The sequence below is a fragment of the Staphylococcus sp. GDY8P54P genome (assembly GCF_017892645.1).
Lineage (GTDB): Bacteria > Bacillota > Bacilli > Staphylococcales > Staphylococcaceae > Staphylococcus > Staphylococcus ureilyticus.
Genome location: NZ_JAESLN010000011.1, coordinates 43,074 through 56,732 on the forward strand (window position 1 = coordinate 43,074; position 13,659 = coordinate 56,732).

Genomic DNA, 13,659 nt, shown 5'->3' on the forward strand with positions numbered 1-13,659 from the left:
AAAATTTATGAAATTGAGCGAAATGAAACTTTATATTTGTAATAATGATTTTAAACATTCAATTATTACTCCTAAGGTAAAATTGGACAAGCGTAAAGCACTTATTATTGAATTTATTACGGATAAGCAGAAACATTATTTTGGAGAGTGTAACGCTTTTGAAACAGACTGGTATGATGATGAAACGATAGAAGTAGTTTATGACCAAACAATAAAGTGGTTTGAATCTTTTAAGAATATTGAGTTTGAATCCTTTTCGGAAGTTCAAAACGCGCTTCAATGTTTGGAAAAATATCCAGCTACACGAAGTATGATTGTGATGGCCTGTTATCAAATTTTTTTCCAATTAGAGACGTTTAATGTGCCTTATGGTGCCACGGTTAGCGGCCTAACGGATAAACAAATTAAGGACTTAAAAGTCACACAACCACAACGCATAAAAATAAAATGGTCGGAAACGATTTTAGAAGATGTTAAGCGATTGCAGAGATTGCTATTTAAACCTCAAATTGTCATTGATGCCAATGAATCTGTTAGAGATAACGAAGTTGAGAAAATCATGTTACTTTCAAGCAGTGAAATTCTTTATTTAGAAGAGCCTTTTAAAGATATAGAAAAAGTAAATCATTTTAAAGATACGGAATTACCACCTATAGCTATTGATGAGAAAGCAGTATCTTTGAAAACAATTTTATATTATATTGAAAATTATAAAATCGATGTTGTCATATTAAAACCATTTAGACTCGGTGGTATTGATAAAGTCATGGAAATCATTGAAATATTAGAACAAAAAGATGTGAAATTTGTCATTGGCGGTATGTATGAATATGGTTTAAGTCGTTATTTTACTGCTTTATTAGCAAGATATACAACTTATCCAAGTGATATTACACCACAAGGTTATTATTTTGAAAATGATATTGTAGCACATTCAGGCATATTAAAAAGAGGTTCAATTTATTTTGAACCTCCTTTAGTAAACAAAGATAATTTAATGCAGATTGATTAATGTTTATGCTTTTTATCTTTTTTTAAAGGTACTGGATCAAATCCACCTTTGTGGAGTGGATGACATTTTGAAATACGTTTAACACCTAACCAAGTACCTTTAAAGGGGCCAAAAACTTCTATTGCTTCTCTAGTATATTCAGAACAAGTTGGGTAAAAGCGACATGTAGCTGGTGTCATAGGAGAAATGAAATGTTGATATATATAGATAAGTCCTAGAAAGATTTTTTTCATAAAATTTTGCCTCCAACAATTTACATCGCATTGATAGTTTAACATATATAAAGGGAGATTGATGTTTGTGAAGTTTAAAGATAAAGAAAATGATGATGTTTTTTTATCGTTTAAAGATGAAAATGATATACCAGATGCAGACCATGTCTTAGTTATTCCAATATATCAAGGACAATTGCTTTTTACCAAACATAAAATAAGAGGTATAGAATTTCCTGGTGGCAAAAGAGAAGCAGGGGAATCAAGTGTACAAGCGTGTGATAGGGAATTGTTTGAAGAAACAGGAGCGCTTATTAATTTTAAAGATAGACATTATATTGCTCAATATTGTGTTAATCGTCAAAATGGCATACCTTTTACAAAAGATGTTTTCATGGTTAAAGTAGATCGATTACAAACGAAAAATGATTATTTAGAAACTGATGGGCCATTAATTTTCAATAGTATCTCAGATATTTCAGAAGCATATAAAAGTTATTTATTGAAAGATGCTGCAATTTTAAAATGTTTAGAGAGAGTGATCGAGCTTGGATTTTATTCACAGAAAAAGAATGCCGATAGAAGTACCTGACCATATTTTTGATGAAGTCACTTATGAAGTGGATGAGATTAATGTTAGAGGTTTATTAATGCAACCACATAAAAGTGTAAAAAGAATAGTTATATATTTGAGAGGTGGTAAAGGACAAGTTGGTAAAGTAAGAGCAGGACGTTTAATGCAATTTTCAGATGCTCAAACACTTGTATTTGGACCTTATTATAGAGGTAACAATGGTAGTGAAGGTAAAGATGAATTTTATGGTAGGGATTTAAATGATGTAACCGTGGCTGTTCGAATATTAAATGCAATGTACCCTGATGCATATATTCATATGATAGGATTTTCCAGAGGTGGATTACAAGGTCTGCTTACATTTCAAGATTTACCAGTTACAAGTTTTATTATTTGGGGTGGTGTGTCTGATATTCACCTCATGTATGAAGAAAGAATAGATTTAAGAGGTATGTTGAGAAGGATGATCGGACATCCAAAGAAACAAGCAACAGCATATAAGCAAAGGGATGCGATTGCTAATATACACGCCGACAGTCCACCTATACTTATTGTACATGGTGGTAAAGATAAACAAGTTGGGATCCACCAAGCCTATTATTTGGAAACACAATTGAAACATATTGGCTCGACTTATCAAACATTTTATCAAATGGATGAAGATCATGTACCAAGGCCATTTGCAATGAAAACAGCGTTATATACAGTTAAGCAATGGATGGATAAAGTAGAAAAAAATAAAAGAATTACTAATAAAGCACATGGGCTACAATTATAATGTAGTCCATGTGCTTTATTAAGTATTTATTTAAAGCCACCATTTTGTGCTAAATCTGAAACTTCATCACCAAATTTTTCGAAATTATGTTTAAATCTGTCGATTAAATCTTGAGCTTGTTCTCTATATGCCTCTGGCTTACTCCAAGCATTTATTGGATTTAGTAGTGTTTGAGGTACGTCTTCAACTTCCACTGGTATATTTAATCCAAACATATCATCTTGAATATATTCTGTATCTCTTAGTTGTCCAGTGATTGCTTGATTAACCATTTGTCTCGTATAACTTAAACTAATACGGCGTCCTGTACCATATTTACCACCAGTCCAACCGGTATTCACTAAATAAACATCCACATCATGTTTATCAATTAAGTCGCCTAGTAAATCTGCATAAACTTTAGCATGTAAAGGTAAGAAAGGTGAGCCGAAACATGTTGAGAAAGATGGTTCTGGTTCAGTGATACCTCTTTCTGTTCCTGCAAGTTTAGCTGTGAATCCACTTAAAAAGTGATACATCGCTTGATCTTTGCTAAGTTTTGAGATAGGAGGTAAAACGCCAAAAGCATCAGCAGTAAGGAAAATAATCGTATTTGGATGTGCTGCTTTGGAAGGTGTAACGATATTTTCTATATGGTTGATTGGATAAGCGGCTCTTGTATTTTCAGTGTAATAGTTGTCATCAAAGTCGACATCGCCTTCTTCATCTACAACAACATTTTCTAAAATTGTACCGTATTTAATTGCTTCATATATTTGAGGTTCCTTTTTGTAAGAAAGGTTGATTGCTTTTGCGTAACATCCACCTTCGATATTAAAGATACCATTTTCATTCCAACCGTGTTCATCATCACCGATTAATTTTCGAGTTGAATCTGCTGAAAGTGTTGTTTTTCCTGTACCAGAAAGTCCAAAGAATAGAGCTACATCACCTTTTTCACCAACGTTTGCGGAGCAGTGCATACTCATTATATTATCTTTAGGCAGTAAGTAGTTCATTACGGAGAAAATACCTTTTTTCATCTCACCAGCGTATTCAGTACCGCCGATTAAAATGACCTTATGTTTAAATGAAGTAATAATAAATGTTTCTGAATTTGTGCCATCTATATTTGGATCAGCTTTAAAATAGGGTGCTGATACAATCGTAAAGTCAGATTTGATTTCTTCTGCTTCTTCTTTTGTTTCAGGACGAATAAACATATTTTGTGCGAAGAGATTATGCCAAGCCAATTCGTTGACAACCGTTAGTTTGAGTTGTGAATCTTTATCGCTACCTGCATAGCCTTTAAATACATATAATTCATCTTTTTCATTTAAATAATTTAATACTTTATCATATAATTTTAAAAATGTGTCTTCTTCAATAGGTTGATTGATATTTCCCCAATCAATATCATCTCTGTATGATGGTTCATTAACAATAAACTTATCTTTCGGTGAACGACCAGTGTATTTACCCGTTTTAGCGTTAATTGCACCTAGTTCGGTTAGTTCTCCTTCATTATTATTAAGAATTTTCTTATACAACTGTGTTGTAGATTGTTGAAATAATGAAGACTTCTTGTCCAAAATGTTTTGAACTTTTTTTGTGTAAGTGTATGTATCTACCGCCATACTATATCCCTCCAACGCTATTAAATTAATGTAAGCCTTTACAATTACAGAGTATAACACATATGATTGATTAGTCCACACCATTTTTAAAGGAATTTAAATAAATATCAAATTGACATTAGTACTTAGTTTCGGTACTATAGTGATTAACGGATTCTCTTATCCTGAGTGGCGGAGGGACATGGACCCAATGAAGCCCAGCAACCTCTTCTTACAACGAAGAAAGGTGCCAAACCGTTTGCGGACAAATAGCGTCTGAACGATAAGAGCGAATGGACGTATAAGGGCCTTCTCTCTATTCATATAGTGAAGAAGGCTTTTTTTAATGAGCTCAATAAAAGAGAATTTTCGTAATCAAAGACAAAGGAGCAAGTTAATTTATGACTTATAATAGAAGATTATTTACTTCAGAATCGGTTACAGAAGGGCACCCAGATAAAATCGCTGACCAAGTGTCTGATGCAATTTTAGACGAAATATTGAAAGATGATCCTCATGCGCGGGTTGCTTGTGAAACTACCGTGACTACGGGTATGGCATTAATTTCAGGAGAAATTTCTACAGCTACATATGTAGATATCCCTAAAGTTGTAAGAGAAACAATTAAAAACATCGGCTATACACGTGCTAAATATGGTTACGATAGTCAAACGATGGCAATATTAACAGCTATTGACGAGCAATCGCCTGATATTGCACAAGGCGTCGATAATGCATTAGAATATCGTGATAATTTATCAGAAGAAGAAATTGAAGCAACTGGTGCAGGTGACCAAGGTTTAATGTTTGGTTATGCGACAAACGAAACGGATACTTATATGCCGTTACCAATATTTTTATCTCATCAATTAGCTAAACGATTATCAGATGTGCGAAAAGATAGTATTTTAAAATACTTGCGTCCAGATGGAAAAGTTCAAGTAACGGTGGAATATGATGAACAAGATAAACCACATCGTATAGATACAATTGTCGTTTCAGCTCAACATGCGGAAGACATTACTTTAGAACAAATTCAAGCTGACATCAAAGAACATGTCATATACCCAACAGTACCGGAAGGATTAATTGACGATAATACAAGAATTTATATTAATCCAACTGGACGATTTGTAATTGGCGGGCCTCAGGGTGATGTTGGTTTAACTGGTCGTAAAATTATCGTAGATACATACGGTGGTTATGCACGTCATGGAGGAGGTTGCTTTAGCGGTAAAGATCCTACAAAAGTAGATCGTTCAGCTACTTATGCTGCGCGTTATGTAGCCAAAAATATTGTAGCAGCTGATTTAGCGGATAAATGTGAAGTTCAACTCGCATATGCCATTGGAGTGGCTGAACCAGTATCGATTGCAATAGATACTTTTGGAACAGGAAAAGTAAGTGAAACAGAACTAGTAGAAGCAGTTAGAACTCACTTTGATTTAAGACCAGCAGGCATTATTAAAATGTTAGATTTAAAACATCCAATATATAAACAAACGGCAGCGTATGGTCACTTTGGAAGAACAGATATACTGTTACCTTGGGAAAAATTAGATAAAGTAAATTTATTAAAAGATAGCGTAGAAATATAAGCGTGACGTAATTAATTTTTTAAACTTTACTATCGAATGATGAACTCATATCTATTATAATTAAGTTACTGAACACATAAAGGAGCGTTGTTGTTATGAATTCATTTGGCCCGATGGAAATTGGACTAATCGTGGCAATTGTCGTAGCAGTTATTTGTTTGATCTTATTTTTAGTTGCTTTGAAAAGTAAGAAAAAAGCACAGCAAACCATTGAGGAGCAATATAAAACAAGAGAACAAAAACTTAGCGATGAACATGATGAAGAGTTAGAAAAAGAAAGAATTGAAAATAAAAAACAAGTTACTAAACAAAAAGAGGACTATGAAGCTACAGTAAATGCAAAAGAGCAAGAAATAGATGCATTAAAACTTTTCTCTAAAAATAAAAGTGAGTATGTAACGGATATGAGATTAATTGGTATTCGTGAACGCTTAGTTAATGAAAAACGTATTCGTCCAGAAGATATGCATATCATGGCAAATATTTTCTTACCGAAAAATAACTTTAGTGATATACGCCGTATAAGTCATTTAGTACTCACACGTACTGGACTCTATCTCATAGATTCACAGTTGTTAAAAGGTCATGTATTTAATGGCATTAATGCTAACCAATTCAAAGAACAACCGATGATGGAGCAAGTGTTTGAAACGTTAAACCTTGACAAACAAACGGCACAAACCTTAGTTATGGACCAAAATGATGACAAAGATTCTTTATCATTTGTAAATTATACGAATTATTTAAATGAAATTGAAAAACTAGCTGGTGAATTACAAACAGAATTAAACTTGAAATTCACACCGACATCAATTCTTTATTTTAATCCTAAAGATGAAGGTGCTGTGACAATTTCAAATTATGCACAAAGTACTAATTCTAAAGTGCTAGTTGGACCAGAACAACTTGATGAATACTTTAATAAGTTTGTTTTTCATGGTCGTATCCAGTACAATGTTGAAGATTTACAACGTGTGATGGATGAAATTGAAACATTTAACTAATTAAGTATCAAGAATATAAATCTTGTTATAATAGCTCATAAATGAATTTTTTCAAAAATTTATTTATGGGCTTTTTTACTTGTATTTTATAAGTGTGAACTTACTTTTCTACGAGCAAACTTTAATATAAATTATCTGGTTTGATTTGCCTATCAAAATATATGTATCTAAATTGCTATTTATTAATGTTATTCTAATTCTATATAATACCAATATATGTATAGGTCATTAAACAATAGGATTAAAATAACTTAACAAATGTGTTTTTGGTTTAGGAAAAGAATCGAATTTTTTTTAGAAGGTTATGACTATAGCTATTTGTTAAAAGTCTATATCTAAGTATATAAGTAATTTATTTAGACAAATTATTTAAAATTTAGGCATTTTAATTTAATTGTTTGATAAATTTGATTATTATTATAGATAGTTTAATAGTAAAGGGGAGTTTAAATTTGGAATTTGTAACATTTTATAATGGTAATGAAATGCCAATCATAGGCTTAGGTACTTTCCGAGTTGAAAATAATGATCAATGTAAGGATGCAGTAAAACATGCAATTGAAAATGGGTATAGACATATTGATACTGCAATGATATATGATAATGAGGAAATGGTTGGACAAGGCATTGCAGAAGGATTAGCATCCACAGGATTAGATAGAAGTGATCTTTTTGTTACATCCAAATTATGGCTTGATGATTATGGTCGCAGCAATGTGGCGGAAGCTTATGAGACTAGTTTAAGTAAGCTAGGATTAGACTATTTAGATTTATATTTAATGCATTGGCCAGGCTTAGATGAAGCATTGATGATAGATACTTGGCAAGGTATGGAAGATTTGTATAAAAATGATAAAGTTAAGAATATTGGGGTTAGTAACTTTAATGCAGAACATTTAGAAGCATTACTTGCTCAAGTTTCAATTAAACCTGTAATTAACCAAGTTGAATTTCATCCTTATCTCACACAGTCAGAATTGAGAAGATATCTTGAAGTTCAAAATATACACGTAGAATCCTGGTCACCATTAATGAATGCACAAATTTTGGAAGATGATATAGTTAAGTCAGTAGCATCAGAAATAAATAAAACACCAGCACAAGTTATAATCAGATGGAATATTGAACATGGAGTTGTAGTGATACCTAAATCTGTCACACCATCTAGAATTGAAGAAAATTTAAATGTATTTGATTTTGAATTAACTAAAGAACACATTGAACGTTTAGACAGTTTAAACGAAGATAAAAGAATTGGTCCTAATCCATCAGAGTATAGTGGACACTAATAGAGTAATTGCATTTTGAATAAGACCGTAAATATAGTAGATTAAAACTATATTTACGGTCTTTTCTTTTTATGTAAGTTAAATCATAAAATATCCTAATAAACATGAAATGAACGCTACTACATATTGTAAAATTGAATAAATAATAAAATGAAATATCTGTTTGTTTGGTGTTAACATTTGAACTAATTCAGATGATAAAGTTGAAAAAGTAGTTAGTCCACCAAGAATTCCAACAATTAAAAATGTGTTAATCCAAGTAACGTTTAAAGTCAGTCCCATGCATAGACCAATCAAAAAACTACCTAAAATATTTACGACAAGTGTTGCAATCGGGTAAGTACTATTAATTCTATTGTTAAAGAAATTAGTAACAAATGCACGAATAACTGCGCCTATTCCGCCACCTAACATAACTAAAAAAAACTGAGTCATGATAAACGCGCCCCCATTCTAACTCCAATATAACAAACCAATATACCTATGATATAGCTGAGTAAAGCATAGGTTACTAACATGACATATGCTTGTTGTTGTAATAATCCAACAAGTTCGAATTGAAACGTTGAAAAAGTAGTCAGTGCACCAAGTAATCCAGTAGTTATACCTTTTTTGAGTAGTGGATTGTTTCTAAAATACTGTATCGCTAAAGACCCTAATAAGCCCATTAAAAATGCACCTATGATATTCGCGAAAAATGTGCCAGTTGGAAATCCTTCAGTACTATTAAAAACAGATAATAAATAGCGAATGAATGCGCCAATGGCACCGCCAACAAAAATATACAAATATTGCACTATGATATCTTCCTTTCAAAAAAATAAACTACAAAAGTAGTATAACTTTTGTAGTAGGATTTAGAAAATAATACCAAATGTTGAGAGAGAAGCTAAGATATGAATTGCTATCACAATTAATATTATATAAGGTAAAACTTTGCTAACTGGACGAATCCAATCTGAATCTTCATGTAAATTTTTAATAGATTTATCAGAAAAGATAATAGCAAGTATTAAAATAATAGCATTGATAATACTACAAACAAAAATGAGTTTAATCATTGAATTAAAGTGCATATTTAATAGAGGGTTTCTAGTATTAAAATAAAAGCTAATTATAATTAAAATGCATGATAAATAAAAATAAAGTTTTGAACGTGCCATAATAACCTCCTAATGCAATTTATTAAGTTATAATACCATAAATTAACTTAAAGTTAACTAAATTTACAATAAGAAAAGTTTTTAGTTAATAACAATATAGATTATAAAGCTTGTTTTTAGTGATATTAGATCTGTTACTGATACTATTATTTTCAGAAATTAATCATTTATAAGCAGAAAAATAGAATTTATGAAATAAAGGTGGTATAAATAAAGTGTATGGTTTAAACCGTTATAAAAATAATTCTTTATAGAATTATTTATTTTAGTCAGGAGGAATTAGTAATGGCAAATTTAAATGTTGAAGTGTTTGCAGATGGTGCAGATATTGAAGAAATGAAAGCAGCTTATAAAAATAAACAAGTAGATGGTTTTACCACAAACCCAAGTTTAATGGCAAAAGCAGGTGTAACAGATTATAAAGCATTTGCCGAAGAAGCTGTGCGCGAAATTCCTGACGCTTCTATTTCATTTGAAGTATTCGCAGATGATTTAGAAACTATGGAAAAAGAAGCGGAAATTTTAAAACAATATGGCGATAATGTTTTTGTTAAGATTCCAATTGTAAACACAAAAGGTGAATCAACTATTTCTCTAATTAAAAAATTATCAGCAAACAATGTTCGTTTAAACATTACTGCTGTTTATACTTTAGATCAAGTTAAAGAAATTACTAATGCTGTAACAGAAGGTGTTCCAACATATGTATCTGTATTTGCTGGACGCATTGCAGATACAGGAGTAGATCCAATTCCATTGATGAAAGAAGCGGCTGATGTTACACACAGTAAAAAAGGTGTGAAATTATTATGGGCAAGCTGTCGCGAAGTCATCAATGTCATCCAAGCTGATGAAGTTGGCGCGGATATTATTACATGTCCGGCAGATGTAGTTAAAAAAGTGAATAATAATTTAGGACGCGATATAAACGAATTATCTGTTGATACAGTTAAAGGCTTTGCAAAAGATATCCAAAGTTCTGGTCTGTCTATTTTATAGTCGTAAACGCAGTTAGTTCATTTCTGTAGCTACTCCCAAATGATGGAAAAAACACTTTCATTGAATTCATCATAAAATGAATTCTTATGAAAGTGTTTTTATTATCATCTACCTTGCTTATACACACTCAAAGTTAAAGTATAGTTACTGAAGTAAAAGTTATTTTATTATTAAGCAATTAACTAAAGTTATAATATTATGAATTAATAATGAATGAAACGATTAAATAATGAGCGATTATAGAAGCGAAATCATTTACTATTGGGTAAGCGATGGAAAGTTGTATTTCAATTCATTGTTGGCGTTGATTAAAGTAGGATTGAATAAATTGAATTTATGTGGTTACTTGATTGAAATAAAAAACTATAGAATAGCATGGATAAGCAAAGGAAATATAATTTGATTGCAAAATTTTTTATAATATTATTGAAACCATAAGATAAATAACTTATCCTGTATATTGATAGTATAAGTGTGATACTTTTAAGGAGAAACTTTAATGAAAGCAAATATTTTTAAACAGAAAGTTAAAAAGCATTTATGGTTTTTAAATAAAAAAGAAAAACAACAACTAGATCAAGTGTTATCGAAAGTCTTGGATAAAAACCATGAGGAAGAACTCAATCGACCGATTGCGTTTTCCAATCAATTTTTGAAAAATTATATCTTTGAAGAAAAGGTAGTTTCATCAGCTTATTTCTTCATGTTATTAATTGGTATTTTAATTACATATATTATTTTATTAGGATTATTCTTATTTGCTTTATTGACAAGTTTGTCGTCAGTCCAATTTTTTATTAAACCAGAAGTTGATTTATCTAGTATTATCGTTGTATTGACACTCATAGGTGCGCTACTATTATTGGTGATTAGTCTATACTTAATTAAGGTCGCAACAGGTTATTTTACGAAGAAGCTATTAGAATATAAGCATAATAGAGCGCTATGATGCGTTAAATTAAAAGGTGAGAAAGTGTGATGCTTTCTTGGCATTTTTTATATACAAAAGTGTAGGGTGCATCTACAATGATGAATGTAGCATTTTCAAAATAAATTGTTGTTTGTTCATTATTTGATTTAATCCCAACAATCGCATTTGCATTGATATAATATTGCAAGGGTGCGCGTCTCGCTTTAAGCGGAAATAAAGTAATATCTGGATTAATAAATATAGGGACCATTTTTCTGATTTTTAAAACTTGTTTAGCTTGTTTTGTTTGATAAGATAGTGATAAACCATAGGTTTCTAGAAGGTAAGTAAGTGTAGGCATGATTGAAGTAGGATAGTGAAATTGATGCGTGGTATATTGCCCGACTGTTATGATTTCATTTCCAACAACGGATTTGAGGTATAATAATTTTGTAAACTTTGTCATTTGCCAACTCCTATTTTTGATTTATTCCGTAATATTTAATGTATTTTATTTGCACCTTTTTCCGATAATTTTTTATTGTAGAAACAGAGCAGTTCAACATTGATGCAATCTCAAATTGTTTATAGCCTAGCAATTTTAAGTTAAGCCAATTTTTTTCATTAGTAGTTAATAGTTGCAAAAACTGTTGGTATATAATTTGATGATTCATTTGATCAAACAGGATATTTTCTCGTTCTTTTAAATCTGGAGAATTTATTGTAATTTCTAATTGTTTCTGACTGCGAAACAAATCAATCAAATAGTAATTCAAACGAAAATATAAAAATTGTTGTAATGAAACAGAATGATGGGGAGAATACTTCTGTGTTAGTTCCCACATTTTGATAGTGAGTAATTGAGTATATTCTTCTCGATTATACTTAATACGGTATTTGTTTAATAACACAAAAATAATAAATTTGAATTGAAAATATATTTGTTCGAAGGACATGCTGTAACTCCAATGTTATATATATAACTTTTATTTCCGGATGCAATCATTTTATTTTAAAATTTAGTAATTTTCATTTGCTAAATAATGATAATAGGTGTTAAATAGAGTTAATAAGATAGATAAAATTTAAGTTTTATAACATCAACGCGTATTCAACTTAAAGATATAACACTTTAGAGTTTTAGTATTATCTTCGGACAACAAATCAGGAGGTTTATATGGATTACGCACATTTAAATTTAGAACATTTTTTTGCGAGACATGATGATTTAGATATGATTAAAGATAAATCAGACTTTGTTATGATAAATAATCTAACAAAAGAAATGATGTACCGCGATGGTGAAATTGAAGGAACAATTGATTTAAATCGTTATTATTATAAAAACAGATCCCAAGCAGTAAGCTTTGTTATGATGGAATATAATAAAAGTCAAGAGTAATGAAATTAAAATTTCATTACTTTTTTTATGAATATGTAACAACAAACATATTAAATTGTACGTTCAACTATTTAGTGTTAGAATTTAAATTTAGATAGTCTCTTAAAGTATATTTTTATAAAGAGAGGACTTAATATTCTTATTATTACCTATGAGGTGTGGACATGACGAAGCATAAGAAAGGCTCAATACTATCAATTATTGGCTTATTGGTAGTGTTAGTGATAGCTGTTGTCGTTGTATTTTCAATGATTTCAGATCAAATCTTTTTTAAAAAGGTTAACCAACAAGAAAAAGTAGAACAGCTCAATATTACTTTAGATAAAGCATCAAAAAAACAAATCGATAATTATACTAGCCAACAAATTTCAAATAAAAATAATGATTCATGGAGAGATGCGTCTTCAACTGAGATTAAAGCAGCAATGGATAGTAATAAATTTATTGAAAGTGAAACTCAAAAATATCAATTTTTAGAATTAGATAAATATCAAGGAATTGATGAAAATAGAATAAAAAGAATGTTAATCGATAATCCAGTACTATTAGAACATTCAGACGATTTCATAAAAGCAGCAAAAGAAAAACATGTAAATGAAGTATACTTAATATCACATGCATTGCTTGAAACAGGATCAGCTAAAAGTGAATTATCGAGTGGTGTTGAAATTGATGGCAAGAAATATTATAACTTTTTTGGGGTCGGTGCACTTGATGAAGATCCAGTGAAAACTGGTGCTGAATATGCTAAAAAACACGGTTGGGATACACCAGAAAAAGCAATTACTGGTGGTGCTAATTTTATACATGAACACTTTTTATCAAATAAAGATCAAAACACATTGTATAGCATGCGCTGGAATCCTAAAAACCCTGGTGAACATCAATATGCTACAGATATTAAATGGGCTGAAAGTAACGCAAGCCTAATGTCAAATTTTTATAAAGATATGAAAACAGAAGGCAAATATTATAAATATTTTGTATATAAAGATGATAATAAACATAAAAAAGAATGATCTATGATTTTAAATATAATTAATTATAACAAATGAAAATGATTGAGTTTGTTATACGAATTAAAGAAGGACTAATCCGTAGGTGAACTGCACCCTGTCAAGTA

General features: G+C 30.6%; 17 protein-coding genes and 1 riboswitch. Of the genes, 10 read left to right on the forward strand and 7 right to left on the reverse strand.

The genetic code is table 11. From position 1 onward, the window contains the following. Positions 1–7: 7 nt before the first annotated feature. On the forward strand, positions 8–1,012 hold the full coding sequence (gene menC / locus KA883_RS07500; RefSeq protein ID WP_046207610.1) for an o-succinylbenzoate synthase: 1,005 nt from the start codon (positions 8–10) through the stop codon (positions 1,010–1,012). On the opposite strand, the gene yidD is transcribed toward menC, so the two are convergent. After that, positions 1,009–1,245: a membrane protein insertion efficiency factor YidD gene (gene yidD, locus KA883_RS07505; protein ID WP_064208800.1), complete on the reverse strand. Its 237-nt coding sequence runs from the start codon at positions 1,243–1,245 to the stop codon at positions 1,009–1,011. The two genes, menC and yidD, sit on opposite strands and share 4 nt — an antisense overlap. 61 nt (positions 1,246–1,306) lie before the next feature. Between yidD and ytkD the strand changes: the two genes are divergently transcribed. Together ytkD and KA883_RS07515 are read left to right on the forward strand one after the other, a co-directional pair. Next, a complete protein-coding gene (ytkD, locus tag KA883_RS07510; RefSeq protein ID WP_046207608.1) occupies positions 1,307–1,816 on the forward strand; it encodes an RNA deprotection pyrophosphohydrolase in 510 nt (169 codons plus the stop codon). After that, the gene (locus tag KA883_RS07515) at positions 1,773–2,576 is read left to right on the forward strand and encodes an alpha/beta hydrolase family protein (RefSeq protein WP_196296354.1); all 804 of its coding nucleotides are present in this window, start codon (positions 1,773–1,775) and stop codon (positions 2,574–2,576) included. Before ytkD ends, KA883_RS07515 begins: the two co-directional genes overlap by 44 nt. 26 nt (positions 2,577–2,602) lie before the next feature. On the opposite strand, the gene pckA is transcribed toward KA883_RS07515, so the two are convergent. Next, a complete protein-coding gene (gene pckA / locus KA883_RS07520; RefSeq protein ID WP_070658751.1) occupies positions 2,603–4,192 on the reverse strand; it encodes a phosphoenolpyruvate carboxykinase (ATP) in 1,590 nt (529 codons plus the stop codon). 156 nt (positions 4,193–4,348) lie between these two features. Next, positions 4,349–4,461: riboswitch (SAM riboswitch) on the forward strand. 111 nt (positions 4,462–4,572) lie between these two features. Here pckA and metK point away from each other — a divergent pair. From metK to KA883_RS07535, 3 genes are all read left to right on the forward strand, one after another. Beyond that, positions 4,573–5,769: a methionine adenosyltransferase gene (metK, locus tag KA883_RS07525; RefSeq protein ID WP_046207606.1), complete on the forward strand. Its 1,197-nt coding sequence runs from the start codon at positions 4,573–4,575 to the stop codon at positions 5,767–5,769. A gap of 95 nt (positions 5,770–5,864) precedes the next feature. Then, positions 5,865–6,773, forward strand: coding sequence for a nuclease-related domain-containing protein (locus tag KA883_RS07530; protein ID WP_046207605.1), 909 nt, complete (start codon positions 5,865–5,867; stop codon positions 6,771–6,773). Between the two features lie 452 nt (positions 6,774–7,225). Continuing rightward, positions 7,226–8,062, forward strand: coding sequence for an aldo/keto reductase (locus KA883_RS07535; RefSeq protein ID WP_046207604.1), 837 nt, complete (start codon positions 7,226–7,228; stop codon positions 8,060–8,062). A 78-nt stretch (positions 8,063–8,140) separates the two neighbouring features. Here KA883_RS07535 and KA883_RS07540 read toward each other — a convergent pair whose 3' ends face one another. From KA883_RS07540 to KA883_RS07550, 3 genes are read right to left on the reverse strand one after another with little or no spacing between them, the layout of a single operon-like run. Then, a complete protein-coding gene (locus KA883_RS07540; RefSeq protein WP_046207603.1) occupies positions 8,141–8,497 on the reverse strand; it encodes a fluoride efflux transporter FluC in 357 nt (118 codons plus the stop codon). Continuing rightward, positions 8,494–8,859: a fluoride efflux transporter CrcB gene (crcB, locus tag KA883_RS07545; protein ID WP_046207602.1), complete on the reverse strand. Its 366-nt coding sequence runs from the start codon at positions 8,857–8,859 to the stop codon at positions 8,494–8,496. The genes KA883_RS07540 and crcB overlap by 4 nt, the downstream gene beginning before the upstream one ends. A 60-nt stretch (positions 8,860–8,919) precedes the next feature. Beyond that, positions 8,920–9,225: a hypothetical protein gene (locus KA883_RS07550; RefSeq protein ID WP_046207601.1), complete on the reverse strand. Its 306-nt coding sequence runs from the start codon at positions 9,223–9,225 to the stop codon at positions 8,920–8,922. A gap of 285 nt (positions 9,226–9,510) precedes the next feature. On the opposite strand from KA883_RS07550, the gene KA883_RS07555 reads away from it, so the two are divergent. Both KA883_RS07555 and KA883_RS07560 read left to right on the forward strand, forming a co-directional pair. Beyond that, positions 9,511–10,224 (forward strand): transaldolase, encoded by a 714-nt coding sequence (locus tag KA883_RS07555; protein ID WP_046207600.1) that lies wholly within the window; start codon positions 9,511–9,513, stop codon positions 10,222–10,224. Positions 10,225–10,723: 499 nt separating this feature from the next. Further along, positions 10,724–11,173, forward strand: coding sequence for a hypothetical protein (locus KA883_RS07560; RefSeq protein WP_046207599.1), 450 nt, complete (start codon positions 10,724–10,726; stop codon positions 11,171–11,173). A gap of 4 nt (positions 11,174–11,177) precedes the next feature. Here KA883_RS07560 and KA883_RS07565 read toward each other — a convergent pair whose 3' ends face one another. Both KA883_RS07565 and KA883_RS07570 read right to left on the reverse strand, forming a co-directional pair. Continuing rightward, a complete protein-coding gene (locus KA883_RS07565) occupies positions 11,178–11,600 on the reverse strand; it encodes a competence protein ComK (RefSeq protein WP_210139935.1) in 423 nt (140 codons plus the stop codon). 10 nt (positions 11,601–11,610) lie between these two features. Continuing rightward, the gene (locus KA883_RS07570; RefSeq protein WP_046207597.1) at positions 11,611–12,090 is read right to left on the reverse strand and encodes a sigma-70 family RNA polymerase sigma factor; all 480 of its coding nucleotides are present in this window, start codon (positions 12,088–12,090) and stop codon (positions 11,611–11,613) included. A 221-nt stretch (positions 12,091–12,311) separates the two neighbouring features. Here KA883_RS07570 and KA883_RS07575 point away from each other — a divergent pair, with 221 nt between their 5' ends. Then, a complete protein-coding gene (locus KA883_RS07575) occupies positions 12,312–12,536 on the forward strand; it encodes a hypothetical protein (RefSeq protein WP_019468074.1) in 225 nt (74 codons plus the stop codon). A gap of 164 nt (positions 12,537–12,700) precedes the next feature. Further along, positions 12,701–13,555, forward strand: a complete 855-nt coding sequence (sagB, locus tag KA883_RS07580; protein ID WP_046207596.1) for a peptidoglycan release complex glucosaminidase SagB — start codon at positions 12,701–12,703, stop codon at positions 13,553–13,555. The last annotated feature ends 104 nt before the right edge of the window (positions 13,556–13,659 follow it).